Annotated in this window: 19 protein-coding genes; 4 read left to right on the top strand and 15 right to left on the bottom strand. The window is 58.8% G+C overall.

Features of this window, described 5'->3' with window-relative positions:
- Positions 1–63 precede the first annotated feature (63 nt).
- Together AB3G35_RS06490 and AB3G35_RS06485 are read left to right on the top strand one after the other, a co-directional pair.
- Complete coding sequence (locus tag AB3G35_RS06490; protein WP_016779433.1) at positions 64–1077, top strand: outer membrane protein assembly factor BamD; 1014 nt, start codon at positions 64–66, stop codon at positions 1075–1077.
- 118 nt (positions 1078–1195) lie between these two features.
- A complete protein-coding gene (locus AB3G35_RS06485) occupies positions 1196–1426 on the top strand; it encodes a PP0621 family protein (protein WP_016779432.1) in 231 nt (76 codons plus the stop codon).
- Between the two features lie 253 nt (positions 1427–1679).
- Here the strand turns inward: AB3G35_RS06485 and thiO are convergent, their stop codons facing one another.
- From thiO to pilV, 5 genes are read right to left on the bottom strand one after another with little or no spacing between them, the layout of a single operon-like run.
- A complete protein-coding gene (thiO, locus tag AB3G35_RS06480; RefSeq protein WP_016779431.1) occupies positions 1680–2780 on the bottom strand; it encodes a glycine oxidase ThiO in 1101 nt (366 codons plus the stop codon).
- Positions 2781–2813: 33 nt separating this feature from the next.
- Positions 2814–3215: a type IV pilin protein gene (locus AB3G35_RS06475; protein WP_016779430.1), complete on the bottom strand. Its 402-nt coding sequence runs from the start codon at positions 3213–3215 to the stop codon at positions 2814–2816.
- A gap of 10 nt (positions 3216–3225) precedes the next feature.
- Positions 3226–3768: a PilX N-terminal domain-containing pilus assembly protein gene (locus AB3G35_RS06470; RefSeq protein ID WP_106116379.1), complete on the bottom strand. Its 543-nt coding sequence runs from the start codon at positions 3766–3768 to the stop codon at positions 3226–3228.
- Positions 3769–3775: 7 nt separating this feature from the next.
- Positions 3776–4459: a PilW family protein gene (locus AB3G35_RS06465; RefSeq protein ID WP_369782394.1), complete on the bottom strand. Its 684-nt coding sequence runs from the start codon at positions 4457–4459 to the stop codon at positions 3776–3778.
- Positions 4456–4665, bottom strand: a complete 210-nt coding sequence (gene pilV / locus AB3G35_RS06460; RefSeq protein ID WP_081481015.1) for a type IV pilus modification protein PilV — start codon at positions 4663–4665, stop codon at positions 4456–4458. Before pilV ends, AB3G35_RS06465 begins: the two co-directional genes overlap by 4 nt.
- Positions 4666–4914: 249 nt before the next feature.
- Here pilV and AB3G35_RS06455 point away from each other — a divergent pair, with 249 nt between their 5' ends.
- Positions 4915–5421, top strand: coding sequence for a GspH/FimT family pseudopilin (locus AB3G35_RS06455; RefSeq protein WP_369782393.1), 507 nt, complete (start codon positions 4915–4917; stop codon positions 5419–5421).
- Here AB3G35_RS06455 and ispH read toward each other — a convergent pair.
- From ispH to murJ, 6 genes are all read right to left on the bottom strand, one after another.
- A complete protein-coding gene (ispH, locus tag AB3G35_RS06450) occupies positions 5418–6365 on the bottom strand; it encodes a 4-hydroxy-3-methylbut-2-enyl diphosphate reductase (protein ID WP_016779425.1) in 948 nt (315 codons plus the stop codon). The two genes, AB3G35_RS06455 and ispH, sit on opposite strands and share 4 nt — an antisense overlap.
- 65 nt (positions 6366–6430) lie before the next feature.
- A complete protein-coding gene (gene fkpB / locus AB3G35_RS06445) occupies positions 6431–6868 on the bottom strand; it encodes an FKBP-type peptidyl-prolyl cis-trans isomerase (protein WP_086795845.1) in 438 nt (145 codons plus the stop codon).
- On the bottom strand, positions 6861–7379 hold the full coding sequence (gene lspA / locus AB3G35_RS06440) for a signal peptidase II (protein ID WP_016779423.1): 519 nt from the start codon (positions 7377–7379) through the stop codon (positions 6861–6863). Before lspA ends, fkpB begins: the two co-directional genes overlap by 8 nt.
- Positions 7372–10203 (bottom strand): isoleucine--tRNA ligase, encoded by a 2832-nt coding sequence (gene ileS / locus AB3G35_RS06435; protein WP_088378939.1) that lies wholly within the window; start codon positions 10201–10203, stop codon positions 7372–7374. The genes lspA and ileS overlap by 8 nt, the downstream gene beginning before the upstream one ends.
- Positions 10200–11150 (bottom strand): bifunctional riboflavin kinase/FAD synthetase, encoded by a 951-nt coding sequence (gene ribF / locus AB3G35_RS06430; RefSeq protein WP_369782392.1) that lies wholly within the window; start codon positions 11148–11150, stop codon positions 10200–10202. Before ribF ends, ileS begins: the two co-directional genes overlap by 4 nt.
- 118 nt (positions 11151–11268) lie before the next feature.
- A complete protein-coding gene (gene murJ / locus AB3G35_RS06425; RefSeq protein WP_016779420.1) occupies positions 11269–12807 on the bottom strand; it encodes a murein biosynthesis integral membrane protein MurJ in 1539 nt (512 codons plus the stop codon).
- 251 nt (positions 12808–13058) lie between these two features.
- Here murJ and rpsT point away from each other — a divergent pair, with 251 nt between their 5' ends.
- Positions 13059–13337 carry a 30S ribosomal protein S20 gene (rpsT, locus tag AB3G35_RS06420; RefSeq protein ID WP_003443902.1) on the top strand — a complete coding sequence of 93 codons (279 nt, stop codon included), beginning with the start codon at positions 13059–13061 and terminating at the stop codon, positions 13335–13337.
- Between the two features lie 275 nt (positions 13338–13612).
- Here rpsT and AB3G35_RS06415 read toward each other — a convergent pair whose 3' ends face one another.
- From AB3G35_RS06415 to rpmA, 4 genes are all read right to left on the bottom strand, one after another.
- Entirely contained in the window at positions 13613–14074 is a 462-nt protein-coding gene (locus AB3G35_RS06415; RefSeq protein WP_369782391.1) for a CreA family protein, read from the bottom strand.
- 14 nt (positions 14075–14088) lie between these two features.
- Positions 14089–15207, bottom strand: coding sequence for a glutamate 5-kinase (gene proB / locus AB3G35_RS06410; RefSeq protein ID WP_369782728.1), 1119 nt, complete (start codon positions 15205–15207; stop codon positions 14089–14091).
- A gap of 122 nt (positions 15208–15329) precedes the next feature.
- Positions 15330–16556, bottom strand: coding sequence for an Obg family GTPase CgtA (gene cgtA, locus AB3G35_RS06405; RefSeq protein WP_016779417.1), 1227 nt, complete (start codon positions 16554–16556; stop codon positions 15330–15332).
- Between the two features lie 197 nt (positions 16557–16753).
- A complete protein-coding gene (gene rpmA / locus AB3G35_RS06400) occupies positions 16754–17029 on the bottom strand; it encodes a 50S ribosomal protein L27 (protein WP_003443913.1) in 276 nt (91 codons plus the stop codon).
- Between the last annotated feature and the right edge of the window lie 22 nt (positions 17030–17051).

Genomic DNA, 17051 nt, shown 5'->3' with positions numbered 1-17051 from the left:
GGCACTCATCATAACAGGACGGACCCGCCCAAGACAGCGGCCGTCATAGGGACGCAAGCCGCCATGCAAGTGAGACACCTGCTGCTGATCGCCATCCTCGCACTGACCGCCGCTTGCTCGTCGACTAAAGAAGTCGTTGACGAAAACCTCAGCGAAGTCGAGCTGTACCAGCAGGCACAGGCCGACCTGGACAACCACAGCTATACCAGTGCTACCGCCAAACTCAAGGCCCTGGAGTCACGCTACCCGTTCGGGCGCTACGCCGACCAGGCCCAGCTTGAACTGATTTATGCCTACTACAAGAACTCCGAGCCCGAAGCGGCCAAGTCGGCTGCCGAACGGTTTATCCGTCTGCATCCACAGCATCCCAACGTTGATTACGCCTATTACCTCAAGGGCCTGACTTCGTTTGACCAGGACGTGGGCCTGCTGGCGCGCTTCCTGCCGCTGGACATGACCAAGCGTGACCCGGGCGCTGCACGCGACTCCTACAACGAGTTCGCCCAGCTCACCAGCCGCTTCCCCAACAGCCGCTACGCACCCGACGCCAAGCAGCGCATGATTTATCTGCGCAACCTGCTGGCCGCGTATGAGATCCACGTAGCCGATTACTACCTGACCCGTCAGGCTTATGTAGCCGCCGCCAACCGTGGTCGTTATGTGGTCGAAAACTTCCAGGAAACCCCTTCGGTCGGCGACGGCCTGGCGGTGATGGTCGAGGCTTACCAGCGCATGCACCTCGACCAGCTGGCCAGCACCAGCCTTGAAGTGCTCAAGACCAACTACCCGGACCACCCGAGCCTGGTAGACGGCCAGTTTGTGCCGCAGGTTTCCGACTCGGATAACCGCTCGTGGCTGAGCAAGGCCACGCTGGGCCTGATCGAATCCAGCACACCGCTGCCACCGGGTGAAACCCGTGCAAACATGGACATCCAAAAGCAGTATCAGGATGCCAAGGATGCAATCCCGGCCGAGCTGAAGCCAAAAGATGCCGATGGCAACATCATCGAAGAGCCAGAGGCACCAGGCAAAAGCCGTTCGTGGTTCAGCTACATGACCCTGGGCCTGTTCGACTGATTGTTCAGCGCCTGAAAAAAGAGCCCTGCGGGGCTCTTTTTTTATGTTTGATTTGCCGCTGTGCGCCTGCCAGGTCCTTGGCTAAACTGGTGCATCTTTTCTCGAATAGCGAATAACCATGCTTCGTTTACTGATCTGGGCTGCGCTGATTGCTGCGGGTGTTTGGCTGTGGCGCAAATACAAGGCCGGCATGGCCGAGAGTAAAAAGCCGGTCGACCCGGGCGCTCAGCCAATGGTGCGCTGCGCCCACTGTGGCGTACACCTGCCCCGTGACCGCGCCCTCAGCCAGCGGCAGGAATGGTATTGCACCCAACAGCATCTGGAGCAAGGGCCAAAGCCAAGGGGTTAAACCCAATTCGCAACTACACGAGATCTTCGTAGCAGTGCCGAAGGAACGAGGCAGCTACCAGTTGGGGAAAAAGTGATGGCTGAAAGCCCCTCACCCCAACCCTCTCCCGGAGGGAGAGGGAGCTGATCTGTGGAGATTTTGAGGCCACGTGCGGTCAGTCCCCTCTCCCTCCGGGAGAGGGCTAGGGTGAGGGGCTTTTGGCTGGGCTTGACCTGCAACAGAGTATCTACATGGATTTTTTGTTTACCAATGATCAGACCCGCCCCGCTGGCGCATAAGGCGTCGGGTCGATAATCGGCTCACGCCCCAGCAGTAAGTCTGCAAATAACTGGCAGGACGCCGGCGCCAGCACCAGCCCGTTGCGGTAATGCCCGCAGTTAAGCCACAAGCCGTCAAAGCCCGCTACCCGGCCAATATACGGAATGCCCTCGGGAGAGCCCGGCCGTAGCCCGGCCCAGTGCCCAACCACTTGCGCATCGGCCAAGGCCGGGATCAATTCCACTGCCGAAGCCTTGAGGCTCTCAAGGGCCGTGAGGGTCGGGGTTTTATCAAAGCCTTCATGCTCGAGCGTGCTGCCGATCAGGATATGACCGTCGCGACGCGGAATGGCATAACGCCCTTTTGCCAACACCATGCACGACAAAAAGTCAGCCGCGCACTTGTACAGGATCATCTGGCCCTTGACCGGTTCCACAGGCAACTCCAGCCCCAGCCCGCTCAACAATTCGCCGCTCCAGGCACCCGCCGACAACACCACCTCATCACCGCGAATCTCACCCCGGGCCGTATTGACCCCGCACACCCTGTCGCCCTCGCGCACAAACCCGAGCACCTCGCACTGTTCATGCACAGTGACATTCGGCATGGCCTGCAACGCAGCCTTCAGTGATTTGACCAGCCGCGGGTTACGCACATTGGCCACATTGGCCATATAAATTGCGTGCGCATAGCCGCTGCCCAGGACGGGCACCGCATCATGAACCGCCGACATATCGACCGCAGCCAGTGGTCGCCCTTCGCGCCCAGCCCACTCCAGCGCCTGGGCCTCATCGTCCAGATCCAACCAGTACAGCCCGGTGGTGTGTACTTCAGGATCAATCCCTGTCGAGGCAAACAAACGCTTGGCCAATTGCGGGTAAAAGTCCTGTGACCAATGCGCCAGTGCCGTAACGGCACGGTTGTAGCGCCACGGATAAAGCGGCGAAACAATACCTCCGCCCGCCCAGGAGGACTCCTGCCCTGCCCCACCACGTTCCAGCACAATCACCTGCTCTACATCCGCAGCCAGATTAAACGCAGTCAGCAGGCCAATAACCCCGCCCCCGACAATCACCACCCGTTGCTGCCTAGCCATCTGTTAATCCAGCCCGTCATTCAAAATCAATCGTTAGCGCCCCCAACACTGCTGCAGTGTCAGGCCAGGGGCGGCCTGGGTTATTGCTGCCATACCGGTGTGGGCCAGCGTAAAACTCCCGCACGGATCCCCAGCCATTGCCGAACCTTGCCTGGGAGTCGCCTCCAGCCGGTAGCCGTGATCGGCAAGCTCTGCACTTATGTGGTAGTGCTGATTACCTGAACTGAGGCCTTTCACACCGCTGTATACCGCGTTCCTGGTGTAAAAGCGCTCAAGACTTTGGGCTTGCTCCATCATCAGGACGATGATTTGAGAGCGATAGGCCCGCTTTACATAATCGCCGTACAACGGATAAACGAATGCACCAAGGATACCGATGATCACCACAACGATCATCAGTTCGATCAGGGTAAAACCTGCTGCAGGTCGATACATTGGGTGCTTCCTATTGCAGCTGCCGCCACATGACCCGTTGAAAAACCGGGGCAACACTCGCTTGCGAAGTGTTATCCGACCCCTGATAACGCGCATAGATACTTTCCAGCACCGTGCGTGATTGCCCATGCCAGCCAATGCCGGTCACTCGATACAAACCCGTCGTGGTGGTCGCTGGCAAATGGGCCGGGGTAATGCTTGGGCCAAGGTTCTGGACGCCATATAACCCATCCGCAACACTGACCCAAAGCACACTGGATACAGGATCAATGCCCGCCACCGCCTGGGTGCGTGCTTCCAGGGGCGGGTTGCAGCTTGCAGGCGAGGCGCAGGGCAAAAGCCTGGCCCATGCGCTGTGAAGCCACGCTTCGCCACTGCCAAGCGCCGCTTCCGCCGCCTCAAATGAGTGGTTGGCGTGCTGAACGCCAGCTGCCATTTTTTCCTGTTGCGTCGCACTGACCATCGCCGCCATCCCGATCAGGCCGAGCAGTACCATGCCTACCAGGCTGACCAGCAGTGCCATGCCGCGCTGATAATTCAATGACACAGGCATAGCCCCCCTAAGCCAGGCGGTTACGCAAGGCGACTTCCAGCTGATAGGCCTGGTCTTTGGCCCGCCCCGTGCGGTCGCGCAATGTCAGGCCGATACGGATGCTGCGCAGCCGGCTCCCCTTGACCAGGTGACGCTCATAACGCAGCGCAGAGTGCGCACTTGCCGAATCAGCCACGCCAAAGCTCACGTCAAATGCCGCCACGTTGTCGAGCAGCACCGTTTTATTGGGCCCGACCTTCAACTGCCCCTGCTCAAAACGATAAAACAACTCACGCAGGGGGAACGCTGTTTCACCCGGCGCCAAGCTCAACCTTGCCCCGGGGTAGGCCCTGGCGACGGTTGTACAGTCCGAAACCACTGTCCAGTCCGGTTTGGCAGACTGAAGGCCTGCGCTTGAACTGATCATGCGCAATACCCCCCCTTGCCAGGAAACCGGGGTCTTGAACGCCGCAGGCGCATCAACAATATGATCGGCCGACAGACAGCCCAACATGCCCGCCATGCGAATCTCCCGAGCCAGTTTGCTCAGCACAAAGCGCGCATCCTCTTGCAGCATGGCCGACGACTGCTGGCCCAGATAAGCCTCGCGACTGCTTGCAAACAACTGCGTCATGCCCAGTACCACCAGCATCCCCAGGGCCAGGGCCACCATCAGTTCAATCAGGCCAAAACCTGAACGCGGGCTGCTCATGATGAACCCGTCTGCGCGCGGACCTGCTCCTGCCGGCTGTAGGCAATAAAACTGTCCTGGGTAGTTATCAGCGCGCTGGCCGTGTGCTTCAAGGCACTGAGTTGCATACCGGCAGAGCCCAACAGGCTGATAAACAGAATCAACAGCGCGATAAGCACTTCGATCAAGCTCATCCCGCGTTGCCGGCTTTTATCTAATCGAGGCATCCGAATCGTCCATATCAGAAAAGTCGACGGCACGCCCTGTGCCGCCCAGATAAAAGCCTAGCCTCCTCCACGGCGCTGCAAGGTAGGACGAAGCCAAGCAAGCCGAACCGATTTTTCACCTGGCTTCGTGAGCAATTAAGAGTCAGAAAACATGATGAAACCATTGCCTGAAACCTGCAGCGCCAGGCTCAGCTATACCGAGAAAACACACCTGCAAGGTCCAGGGAGGACAAGGTGCATCAACGTGGCATGAGTTTGACCCAACTGCTGCTGACGCTGATGATCGTGGCGATTACGGCCCGATTTGCCAGCCCGGCCTATAACACCCTTATCGAGCATCAACAGCGCCAGGTCGCTGCCGAACAACTGGCCAGCAGCCTGCGCAACGCCCGCGCCCAAGCACTACTGCGACAGCAATATGTAGTGGTTTATCCACGCGAAAATAACTGGGGCCGAGGCTGGCGGACGATTCTGGACGTGAGCGGGCAAGGCCACCTGGACAAGAGCAACCCGGTGCTGGTCGAATCACAGGGCAGCGGACGCATACCCATTGCGGGCAATGCACCGGTTAAACAGTATGTGCGGTTTAACCCGCTGGGCGAACCCCAGCTGATTGGGGGCGCTTTTCAAGCAGGCACACTGCATGTTTGTCAGGCAAGGACTGCACAGAGCCACTATCAAGTGGTGCTGGCAAAGAGCGGGCGCATTAGCCTGCGCAGCGATAAAACTGCACAGGCGTTATGCTGGCACGCTTAGGTGATGGCGCGAACGCGCAACTCTTTGGGCATGGAGAACGTAACATTCTCTTCACGGCCGGCCAGCTCATCGGCACCGGTTGCACCCCATGCATGCAATTGCTGGATCACGCCACGCACCAGCACCTCAGGGGCCGAAGCACCTGCTGTGATACCAATGCTCTTCACACCGTCGAACCAGCTTTTTTGCAGGTCTTCGGCACCGTCGATCAGGTAGGCGGGGGTCTGCATGCGCTCAGCCAGTTCACGCAGGCGATTGGAGTTGGAGCTGTTCGGGCTGCCCACCACCAACACCACATCGCACTCGTCGGCCAGTTGCTTGACCGCGTCCTGACGGTTTTGCGTGGCGTAGCAGATATCATCCTTGCGCGGCCCGCCAATGGCCGGGAAGCGCGAACGCAGGGCGTCGATCACTCGGCTGGTGTCGTCCATCGACAAGGTAGTCTGGGTTACAAAGGCCAGTTTTTCCGGGTCTTTGACCTGCAGGTTGGCGACGTCCTTTTCATCTTCGACCAGGTAGATCGCGCCGCCATTGCTGGCGTCGTACTGGCCCATGGTGCCTTCGACTTCCGGGTGACCGGCATGGCCAATCAGGATGCACTCACGGCCGTCACGGCTGTAGCGCGCCACTTCGATATGCACCTTGGTGACCAGCGGGCAGGTCGCATCAAAAACTTTAAGGCCGCGACCCGCAGCCTCTGTACGCACAGCCTGGGAAACGCCATGGGCACTGAAGATGACGATGACGTCGTCCGGCACCTGATCCAGTTCTTCGACAAAGATTGCGCCGCGGGAGCGCAAGTCTTCAACGACAAATTTGTTGTGCACCACTTCGTGGCGAACATAGATAGGCGGACCGAATACTTCCAGAGCGCGATTGACGATTTCAATCGCACGGTCCACCCCGGCGCAGAAGCCACGGGGGTTGGCGAGTTTGATATGCATGCTGGGCCTCGTGGGACGCGCAGAAAAATAATGCCAATCAGGCCCGGCCACAGCCGGGCACTGAATTACAGCGCTTGAACGTCTTTGATTTCCACGTCGAAGGTCAGGGTCTTGCCTGCCAGCGGGTGGTTGAAATCAATGGTGACCTGCTCGTCATCAAACTCTTTGACCACACCCGGAAGCTCGGTGTTGGCCGCGTCGTTGAAGATCACCAGCAAGCCTTGCGACAACTCCATGTCCTTGAACTGCGAACGCGGAATGATCTGCACATTTTGCGGGTTTGGCTGGCCAAAGGCGTTTTCCGGAAGAATCTCCAGTGTGCGCTTGTCACCCGCCTTGAAACCGAACAACGCCGCTTCAAACCCTGGCAGCAAGCTGCCATCACCGACCTTGAAGGTGGCCGGGGACTTGTCGAAGGTGCTGTCGACGGTGTCGCCGTTTTCCAGACGCAAAGCAAAATGCAGCGTGACCTGCGTGTTCTGACCAATACGCTGCTCAGTCATGAGCGGTTTCCTCGGACTTTTTACTTTTGAACATATCCAGCGCCAGCATCACGGCACCTACGCAAATCGCACTGTCGGCGAAGTTGAACGCAGGGAAGTACCAGCGATTTTGCCAATGCACCAGAATGAAATCGACTACATGGCCGTAAACAATACGGTCATACAAGTTACCCAGCGCGCCACCCAGGATCAGGGCAAGGGCAATGGCCAACCAGGTGTCATTGCGCCCCAGACGCTTGAGCCAGACCACCAGCACGGCACTGACCACCACCGCGATCAATGCAAACAGCCAGCGCTGCCAGCCAGCACTGTCGGCCAGGAAGCTGAAAGCCGCGCCGGTGTTGTAGGCCAGGGTCCAGCTGAACAGGTCCGGGATCACCACGATCTGCTGGTACATCTGCAGCGCGTTGTCGAAGTAGACCTTGCTGGTCAGGTCGATGACCAGGACCAGCACCGTCAACCAGAGCCAGCCCAGGCGCCCGAAGCGCCCGGTAGTGCTGGTATTAGGCATAGTGACGTACCTCACCGGCGCCGCTGATGTTGTCGACGCAACGACCGCAGATTTCCGGGTGCTCCGGGTTCACACCGACGTCTTCACGGCAGTGCCAGCAACGGGCGCACTTGGCGTGGGCCGACTTGACCACCTTGAGCTTGAGGCCGGCGACTTCGGTCACCACGGCATCCGCTGGAGCCTGCACCAGGGGTGCAACGCTGGCGGTGGAGGTGATCAGCACGAAGCGCAGTTCGTTGCTCAGCTTGGCCAGGTCCGCTGCCAGGGCATCTTCGGCGAACAGGGTGACTTCCGCCTGCAAGTTGCCGCCAATGGCCTTGGCTGCACGCAGGTTTTCCATCTCCTTGTTGACCGCAACCTTGACCGCCATGATCCGCTCCCAGTAGGCGCGATCCAGTTCGGTGCCTTCCGGCAGCTCGCTCAGACCTTCATACCAGGTGTTGAGCATGACCGATTCGTTGCGCTCGCCCGGCAGGTATTGCCACAGCTCGTCGGCAGTGAATGCCAGGATCGGTGCGATCCAGCGCACCAGCGCCTCGGAGATGTGGAACAGCGCGGTCTGGCACGAACGACGGGCCTTGCTGTCAGCACCAGTGGTGTACTGACGGTCCTTGATGATGTCCAGGTAGAAGCCGCCCAGCTCCTGCACGCAGAAGTTGTGCACCTTGGAGTACACGTTCCAGAAGCGGTATTCGCCGTAATGCAGCTCCAGCTCGCGCTGCAGCAACAGGGCGCGGTCCACCGCCCAACGGTCCAGTGCCAGCATTTCTTCGGCAGGCAGGATGTCGGTGGCCGGGTTGAAGCCGGTCAGGTTCGACAGCAGGAAGCGTGCGGTGTTGCGGATACGCCGGTAGGCATCTGCGCTGCGCTGCAGGATCTGGTCGGAAACCGCGATTTCACCCGAGTAGTCAGTCGAGGCAACCCACAGACGCATGATGTCGGCGCCCAGGGTGTCGTTGACCTTTTGCGGTGCAATCACGTTGCCCAACGACTTGGACATCTTGCGACCAGCCTCGTCCACGGTGAAACCGTGGGTCAGCAGCTCGCGGTACGGCGCGTGGTTGTCGATGGCGCAACCGGTCAGCAGCGAGGAGTGGAACCAGCCACGGTGCTGGTCGGAGCCTTCCAGGTACAGGTCGGCACGCGGGCCGGTCTCGTGACCCATAGGGTGCGAGCCGCGCAGTACATGCCAGTGCGTGGTGCCCGAATCGAACCATACGTCCAGGGTGTCGCTGATCTTGTCGTACAGCGGCGCTTCGTCGCCCAGCAGTTCGGCGGCGTCCAGCTTGAACCAGGCCTCGATACCTTCAAGCTCAACGCGCTTGGCCACTTCTTCCATCATTTCGACGGTGCGCGGGTGCAGTTCGCCGCTTTCCTTGTGCAGGAAAAACGGGATCGGCACACCCCAGTTGCGTTGACGCGAGATGCACCAGTCCGGACGGTTGGCGATCATCGAGTGCAGGCGGGCCTGGCCCCAGGCCGGTACGAACTGGGTATCTTCGATAGCCTGCAGCGCACGGGCGCGCAGGGTATCGCCTGTGGTCGGCTGCTTGTCCATGCCGATGAACCACTGCGCGGTAGCGCGGTAGATCAGCGGGGTCTTGTGGCGCCAGCAGTGCATGTAGCTGTGGCTGATGGTTTCGGTGAACATCAACGAGCCGACTTCGATCAGCTTGTCGATGATGTTCTGGTTGGCCTTCCAGATGAACTGGCCACCGAAGAACTCCAGCGATGGCACATACACGCCATTGCTTTGCACCGGGTTGATGATGTCGTCGTTGACCATGCCATAGGCTTTGCAGGTCACGAAGTCGTCTACGCCGTAGGCCGGGGCGGAGTGAACCACGCCGGTGCCGGCGCCCAGTTCGACGTACTCGGCCAGGTAAACCGGCGACAGGCGGTCGTAGAACGGGTGACGGAAGTTGATCAGCTCCAGCGCCGAACCGGTGGTGGTGGCGATCACCGAACCTTGCAGGTTGTAGCGCGCCAGGCACGACTCGACCAGCTCTTCAGCCAGGACCAGCAGTTTGTCACCCACATCGACCAGCGCGTAGGTGAATTCCGGGTGGACGTTAAGTGCCTGGTTGGCCGGAATGGTCCACGGGGTGGTGGTCCAGATAACGATTGCGGTCGGCTTGCTCAGGGCTGCCAGGCCAAAGGCCTCGGCCAGTTTGGCCTCGTCGGCAACCGGGAAGGCAACGTCGATGGCCGCGGATTTCTTGTCCTGGTATTCAACTTCAGCTTCGGCCAGGGCCGAACCGCAATCGAAGCACCAGTTCACCGGCTTGAGACCCTTGAACACGAAACCGCCCTTGACGATTTCGGCCAGGGCACGGATTTCGCCGGCTTCGTTTTTGAAGTCCATGGTTTTGTACGGGTTGGCAAAGTCACCCAGCACACCCAGACGGATGAACTCGGACTTCTGGCCCTCGATCTGCTCGGTGGCGTAGGCACGGCACAGCTCGCGGGTCTTGTCCGCAGGCAGGTTTTTACCGTGAGTCACTTCAACCTTGTGCTCGATCGGCAAACCGTGGCAATCCCAGCCCGGCACATACGGCGCGTCAAAACCCGACAGGGTCTTGGAGCGGATGATCATGTCTTTCAGGATCTTGTTCAGCGCATGACCGATATGGATAGTGCCGTTGGCATACGGAGGACCGTCGTGAAGTACGAACTTCGGACGATCCTTGCCAATCTCGCGCAACTTCCCGTACAGGCCAATGCTGTCCCAGCGCTGCAAAATTTGCGGTTCGCGCTGTGGCAGGCCGGCCTTCATTGGGAAGGCGGTGTCCGGGAGGTTTAGCGTGGCTTTGTAGTCGGTCATTTCAGGCTCTTTTTAAGCGGTTGACCCAGCCAATAGGCTCGGGCGGCGGCGACGTCCGCATTGATCGCCGTCTTGAGCGCCTCCAGGGAGGCGAAACGCTGCTCATCACGCAGCTTGTGGTGGAATGCCACGTTCAAACGCCGACCATACAGATCGCCGGCGAAATCCAACAGATGTACTTCAAGATGGGCGCTGCCATCCCCTGCTACGGTTGGCCGCACGCCGATATTGGCGACGCCGGGCCAGGTCTTGCCATCGATCTCGACGCTGGCCAGGAACACCCCGGTCAACGGTACACGACGACGCTTGAGCTGGATATTGGCGGTCGGCGTGCCCAGTTGGCGCGCCAGTTTTTGCCCGTGCAATACCCGGCCAGCGATTTGAAAAGGACGTCCCAGCAAGCGTTCTGCAAGGGCGAAATCGCCGCCAGCCAGGGCATCACGCACCTTCGTGCTGCTGATGCGTACACCGTCAAGCTCGACGGTTTGCGCCGCCTCGACGGTAAAACCCTGCATCTGCCCGGCCTGTTGCAGGAAGTCAAAGTCGCCGACGCGGTCGCAGCCAAAACGGAAGTCGTCACCGACCTCCAGGTGCTGCACACCCAGGCCGTCGACCAGGATGGTATCGACAAATTCGGCGGCGCTGAGCTTGCACAGGCGTTGATTGAACGCCAGGCACAGCACCCGGTCGACACCGGCGTCAGCCAGCAGTTGCAGCTTGTCGCGCAACCGGGCCAGACGTGCCGGCGCCGTGTCCGGGGCAAAGAACTCGCGCGGCTGCGGCTCGAAAATCACCACGCAGCTGGGCACGCCCAACTCCAGCGCACGCTCACGCAGCCGGCCCAGGATTGCCTGGTGACCACGGTGTACACCGTCAAAGTTGCCAATAGTGGCGACACAGCCCCGATGCTGGGGCCGCAAATTGTGAAGGCCTAGAACCAGCTGCATAACGCGCTTCTTGCTCATAAAGTGGTCGATTATAACCACACCCAGCCCAGTACGACAGGCAACAGCGCAAGGCAAATCAGGTCATTTCGACAAAATCGACGTCTGACCCGTCATTAGCCTACATAAGTGACTTGCGCGCGAAATCTTTCAAACGCAGGCCCAGCAACAGCAGCATGCCGAAATACGCCAGCACGCCCGCGACAACCAAGCCGCCCAGGCGAATAAAGCGCTCCAGCATATTGCCGTGATCCCAGGCCGGCATCACCTGCATCAAGCCCAGCAATACCGCTGACATCACGGCCACGGCCAGTACCAGCTTGAACAGGTATTTAGTCCAGCCTGGCTGGGCGACAAACAGTTTTTGCCGACGCAACTGCCAGAACAGCAACCCGGCATTGATACAGGCGCCCACGCTGATGGCCAGTGCCAGGCCCGCATGCTGCAACGGCACAATAAACACCAGGTTTAGCAACTGCGTCACTACCAGGGTGAATACCGCGATCTTGACCGGGGTGCGAATATTTTGCTGTGCATAAAAGCCTGGGGCCAGCACCTTGATAATGATGATCCCCAGCAGCCCCAGCGAATAAGCGATCAATGCTCGCTGGGTCATGGCCGCATCCAGCGCCGTGAACTGGCCGTACTGAAACAGTGAAACCGTCAGCGGCTCGGACAAAATGGCCAGCGCCAGCGAGCATGGCAGCACCAGCACAAAACACAGGCGCAGGCCCCAGTCGAGAATCCGCGAATATTCCTGGCGGTCTTTATTGGCGTAGGTCTTGGACAGGGTTGGCAGCAGGATCGTGCCCAGCGCCACCCCTAGAACCCCCGACGGCAACTCCATCAGGCGGTCCGCGTAGTACATCCATGACACCGAACCGGCGACAAGGAAAGAAGCAAAAATCGTATTGATGATCAGCGAAATCTGACTGACCGACACACCCAGAATGGCCGGCAACATCTGCTTCATCACGCGCCACACACCGGTATCGCGCAGATTGAGGCGCGGCAATACCAGCATGCCGATTTTTTTCAGATGCGGCAGCTGGAACAGCAACTGCGCCAGCCCCCCCACCAGCACGGCCCAGCCCAGGGCCATGACCGGAGGATCGAAATACGGCGTAAGGAACAATGCAAACACAATCATGCTGACGTTCAGCAAGGTCGGCACAAAGGCAGGTACGGCAAAACGGTTCCAGGTATTGAGGATCGCCCCGGCCAGGGATGACAGCGAGATCAGCAATATATAAGGGAAAGTGACCCGCAGCATGTCGCTGGTCAGCTCGAATTTTTCCGGAGTCGTGGCGAACCCTGGAGCCGTTGCCCAGATAACCCAGGGGGCCGCCACCATGCCCAGCACGGTGACAATGGCCAGCACCAGGGTCAAAAGCCCGGCGACATAAGCAACGAAAGTACGGGTCGCCTCCTCACCTTGCTGGCTTTTGTATTCGGCCAGAATGGGCACAAATGCCTGGGAGAAAGCCCCCTCGGCGAAGATCCTGCGCAGCAGATTGGGCAGCTTGAAGGCAATAAAGAACGCATCCGTGGCCATTCCGGCACCGAAGGCACGCGCAATAATGGTGTCGCGAATGAAGCCCAGAACCCTGGAAATCATGGTGATTGAGCTGACGGCAGCCAACGACTTGAGCAAATTCATTGAAAGAGTTTTTGCCTATTAGAGAAAGAGCTGGCGAACAAAGCGCCCACTTATGCGATACTGCGCGCCGCAACAGCACAGAGCCAAGCTCGCGAGTTTACAGGTCAAGCGCCGGAAATAAATATCCCGTCTGCCTCGATCCACCACTCAGCGGATCGCATCAAACGCCCTTGACAAGAGTTCTCGTCATCGGCATGATTCGCGGCCTATTTTGTTTGTTATTTCCCAAAAGTCTTTCGAGGAGCTCGACGGTGGCCAACACACCTTCCGCCAAAAAACGTGCAAAACAGGCTGAGAAGCGTCGCAGCCACAACGCCAGCCTGCGTTCCATGGTTCGTACCTACATCAAGAATGTAGTTAAAGCCATCGACGCAAAAGACGCTGCTAAAGCGCAAGCTGCTTATGTTCTGGCTGTACCTGTTATCGACCGTATGGCCGATAAAGGCATCATCCACAAGAACAAAGCTGCTCGCCATAAGAGCCGCCTGAATGGCCACGTCAAGGCGTTGAACCTTGCGACTGCCGCTTAAGCGACAAGCTTGTTAAAAAACCGACCTTAGGGTCGGTTTTTTATTGCCTGCGATTTAAGCGACACCCTTGTAGCAGCTGCCGAAGGAACGAGGCTGCGTTCGGTTGCGCAGCGACCGCAAATATTCAAACCCAAGCTTGTCTGACACACAGCAAAACCCGGTTTTACGACGGCTTCGCCGCCGAACGCAGCCTCGCTCCTTCGGCAGCTGCTACAGATCCGGAATAAAAATCGGCAAAAAAAAGCCGCGACAAGCGCGGCTTTTCTTGAACAACGCTACTCGTGTGGCCACGGCAAAATCGGGATTGCCGTTACGGCATTCTGCGGACTGCCTTCGATCAAGCGGTCGCTGTACACCAGATACACCAGCGTATTGCGCTTTTTATCGAGAAAACGCACCACCTGCATGGTCTTGAACACCAGCGAAGTGCGCTCCTTGAACACCTCATCACCATCCTTCAGGTCGCCCTTGAAGCTGATCGGCCCGGTCTGACGACACGCAATCGACGCTTCGGCACGATCCTCGGCCAGCCCCAGACCACCCTTCATGCCGCCCGTCTTGGCGCGGGACAGGTAGCAGGTCACACCGCCCACCTTCGGATCATCAAATGCTTCGACCACAATGCGGTCATTGGGCCCGACAAATTTGAAAACCGTCGATACCGAACCAATCTCTTCAGCCGACGCCAGCAACGGCATTGCCAGCATCAACCCCAACAAACCGCCAATCAAGCGCATATCACACCTCAAAATCAAACCAGAATCAGGTTATCGCGGTGCACCAATTCAGGCTCCGCCATATACCCCAGCACAGCGACAATCGCATCCGACGGCTGCCCGATGATTTTTTGCGCTTCAGCAGCACTGTAGTTGGCCAGGCCACGGGCAATTTCCCGCCCGTCCGGCGCCACACACACCACCATCTCGCCACGACGGAAACCGCCCTGCACCGCCTTGACCCCAACCGGCAGCAGGCTTTTATTGCCCTTGGACAAAGCCGCTACAGCCCCCTCATCCAGCACCAGCGTGCCACGGGTTTGCAAATGCCCGGCCAGCCACTGTTTGCGTGCAGCCAACAGACCACGCTCAGGGGACAGCAAGGTGCCCAGGCGCTCGCCCGCCTTTAGACGATCCAGCACCCGCTCCAGACGCCCACCCACGATGATCGTGTGCGCCCCGGAACGCGCCGCCAGCCGCGCCGCACGCAGCTTGGTCTGCATGCCACCACGCCCCAGCGCGCCACCGGTACCGCCCGCCACAGCGTCCAGCGCCGGGTCATCGGCACGAGCTTCGTAGATCATCCTGGCATCAGGGTTATTACGCGGATCAGCGTCAAACATGCCGTCGCGATCGGTCAGGATCACCAGCAGATCAGCCTCGACCAGATTGGCCACCAGCGCTGCCAGCGTATCGTTGTCACCAAAACGGATTTCGTCGGTGACCACCGTGTCATTTTCGTTGATGACCGGGATCACACCCAGCTCCACCAGCGCACGCAACGTGCTGCGAGCATTGAGGTAACGCTTGCGATCAGACAGGTCATCATGGGTCAGCAGGATTTGCGCGGTATGCCGGGAGTGCTCGGCAAAGCTCGACTCCCAGGCCTGTACCAGGCCCATCTGGCCAATGGCCGCAGCCGCTTGCAGCTCGTGCATGGCACTCGGTCGCACCGTCCAGCCCAAACGGCTCATGCCGGCCGCCACAGCACCCGAAGACACCAGCACCAGCTCAACGCCAGCCTCGTGCAACGCCACCATCTGCTCCACCCAAACGCCCATCGCTGCGCGATCCAGGCCTTTGCCATCCGCTGTCAGCAACGCGCTGCCGATCTTGACAACCCAGCGCTGCGCACCCGTCACCTTGCTCCGCATCTTCATCCAACCTATGCCTGAGAGCAGCGCGACCGAGCGCTGCCATGGAATTATTTATGATTACCAATTCGTAGATGCTAAAACGCCGCTCATTGAGCGGCGCTGTAGTTTACTGCAACGAATCAGTCGCGGACGTAAATGATTTCCGGACCATCTTCATCATCTACATCTTCTTCGTCCCAGTCATCTTCACCGATGTCATGGACGCTCTTCACGCCGCTGCGGCGCAGGGCACGCTTGTCATCCAGGGCCTGCAACTGCGCACGGGCTTCATCTTCGATGCGCTGATCCAGCTCGGCCAACTCTTGCTTGTAAGCAGGGTCGGCAGCCAGACGATCAGCACGATCCTCAAGATAACGCATGATGTCATGGCAGAGCTTGTCGGTACCGATCTTGGCAATCGCCGAGATTACATACACCGGGCCGGTCCACTCAAGACGATCAACCACTTCCTTGACGCGAGCATCGTGCTCGTCTTCAGGCAGCGAATCGCACTTGTTCAGCACCAGCCAGCGATCACGCTCAGCCAACGAAGGGCTGAACTTGGTCAGCTCATTGACGATGACTTCAGCGGTATCAGCAGCACTTTCAGTACCTTCCACCGGCGCCATGTCGACGAGGTGCAACAACAGGCGGGTACGCGCCAGGTGCTTGAGGAAGCGAATGCCCAGGCCCGCGCCATCGGAAGCCCCTTCGATCAAGCCAGGAATATCGGCGATCACAAAGCTCTTCCAGCGATCCACGCTGACCACACCCAGGTTTGGCACCAGGGTAGTAAACGGATAGTCCGCCACTTTCGGCTTGGCTGCAGACACCGAACGGATAAAGGTACTTTTACCGGCGTTCGGCAAGCCCAGCAGGCCAACGTCAGCCAGCACCTTCAATTCCAGTTTCAGGTCACGCTGCTCACCCGGCTTGCCCGGCGTGGTCTGGCGTGGCGCACGGTTGGTACTGGATTTGAAACGGGTGTTGCCCAGCCCGTGCCAGCCACCATGCACCACCAGCAAACGCTGGCCGGCCTTGGTCAGGTCACCGATGATTTCCTGGGTGCCAGCGTCGATCACCGTGGTACCGACCGGAACACGCAGCTCCAGGTCTTCACCCTTGCGACCGGTGCAATCCGTACTGCCGCCGTTCGAGCCACGCTGGGCATCGAAGTGACGGGTATAACGGTAGTCAACCAGGGTGTTGAGGTTTTCGTCGGCGATCATGTAGATCGAGCCGCCATCACCACCATCACCACCGTTTGGGCCACCGTTCTCGATGAATTTCTCACGACGGAAACTCATGCAACCGTTACCACCGTCGCCTGCTTTTACTTTGATCGATACTTCATCAACAAACTTCATATCAAAACGCGCCTCTCGTCATTAGGACGAGCCGTTAAAAACCAAGACATAAGACTCTTGCAAAAATGAGCGCAGCGACCTCAATCAACGACCGTTAAATCCAGCGCCAGCAGCCCATACAAACAGTTTTGCAAGAGACTCACCCCACAAACGAAAAAGCCCCGTCGCAAGACAGGGCTCTTCCAGCTACCAAGCTATTACGCCGCGACGACTGCAGTCTTCGGAACGATGCTTACATAGCGACGACCGAAGGCGCCTTTAACCTGGAACTTGATCACGCCTTCCACTTTCGCGAACAGGGTGTGATCTTTGCCCATACCAACGCCGTAGCCAGCGTGGAATTGGGTGCCGCGCTGACGCACGATGATGTTGCCCGGAATGATAGCCTGGCCGCCATACATCTTCACGCCAAGGCGTTTGGCTTCTGAGTCGCGACCGTTACGGGTACTACCACCAGCTTTTTTGTGTGCCATGAGTCAATTCTCCTAGTGAGGA

Origin of the sequence: Pseudomonas sp. WC2401 (assembly GCF_041200115.1) — a bacterium.
GTDB lineage: Bacteria > Pseudomonadota > Gammaproteobacteria > Pseudomonadales > Pseudomonadaceae > Aquipseudomonas > Aquipseudomonas fragi.
The sequence above is the reverse complement of the archived record's forward strand: the minus strand, read 5'-3'. Positions and strand labels throughout refer to the sequence as shown.

What these genes read in the sequence shown, in the direction of transcription:
- AB3G35_RS06490 (WP_016779433.1), top strand. Translation starts at nt 64, where the DNA reads ATGCAAGTGAGACACCTGCTGCTGATCGCCATCCTCGCACTGACCGCC.
- AB3G35_RS06485 (WP_016779432.1), top strand. Translation starts at nt 1,196, where the DNA reads ATGCTTCGTTTACTGATCTGGGCTGCGCTGATTGCTGCGGGTGTTTGG.
- thiO (WP_016779431.1), bottom strand. Translation starts at nt 2,780, where the DNA reads ATGGCTAGGCAGCAACGGGTGGTGATTGTCGGGGGCGGGGTTATTGGC.
- AB3G35_RS06475 (WP_016779430.1), bottom strand. Translation starts at nt 3,215, where the DNA reads ATGTATCGACCTGCAGCAGGTTTTACCCTGATCGAACTGATGATCGTT.
- AB3G35_RS06470 (WP_106116379.1), bottom strand. Translation starts at nt 3,768, where the DNA reads ATGCCTGTGTCATTGAATTATCAGCGCGGCATGGCACTGCTGGTCAGC.
- AB3G35_RS06465 (WP_369782394.1), bottom strand. Translation starts at nt 4,459, where the DNA reads ATGAGCAGCCCGCGTTCAGGTTTTGGCCTGATTGAACTGATGGTGGCC.
- pilV (WP_081481015.1), bottom strand. Translation starts at nt 4,665, where the DNA reads ATGCCTCGATTAGATAAAAGCCGGCAACGCGGGATGAGCTTGATCGAA.
- AB3G35_RS06455 (WP_369782393.1), top strand. Translation starts at nt 4,915, where the DNA reads ATGAGTTTGACCCAACTGCTGCTGACGCTGATGATCGTGGCGATTACG.
- ispH (WP_016779425.1), bottom strand. Translation starts at nt 6,365, where the DNA reads ATGCATATCAAACTCGCCAACCCCCGTGGCTTCTGCGCCGGGGTGGAC.
- fkpB (WP_086795845.1), bottom strand. Translation starts at nt 6,868, where the DNA reads ATGACTGAGCAGCGTATTGGTCAGAACACGCAGGTCACGCTGCATTTT.
- lspA (WP_016779423.1), bottom strand. Translation starts at nt 7,379, where the DNA reads ATGCCTAATACCAGCACTACCGGGCGCTTCGGGCGCCTGGGCTGGCTC.
- ileS (WP_088378939.1), bottom strand. Translation starts at nt 10,203, where the DNA reads ATGACCGACTACAAAGCCACGCTAAACCTCCCGGACACCGCCTTCCCA.
- ribF (WP_369782392.1), bottom strand. Translation starts at nt 11,150, where the DNA reads ATGCAGCTGGTTCTAGGCCTTCACAATTTGCGGCCCCAGCATCGGGGC.
- murJ (WP_016779420.1), bottom strand. Translation starts at nt 12,807, where the DNA reads ATGAATTTGCTCAAGTCGTTGGCTGCCGTCAGCTCAATCACCATGATT.
- AB3G35_RS06415 (WP_369782391.1), bottom strand. Translation starts at nt 14,074, where the DNA reads ATGCGCTTGATTGGCGGTTTGTTGGGGTTGATGCTGGCAATGCCGTTG.
- proB (WP_369782728.1), bottom strand. Translation starts at nt 15,207, where the DNA reads ATGCGGAGCAAGGTGACGGGTGCGCAGCGCTGGGTTGTCAAGATCGGC.
- cgtA (WP_016779417.1), bottom strand. Translation starts at nt 16,556, where the DNA reads ATGAAGTTTGTTGATGAAGTATCGATCAAAGTAAAAGCAGGCGACGGT.
- rpmA (WP_003443913.1), bottom strand. Translation starts at nt 17,029, where the DNA reads ATGGCACACAAAAAAGCTGGTGGTAGTACCCGTAACGGTCGCGACTCA.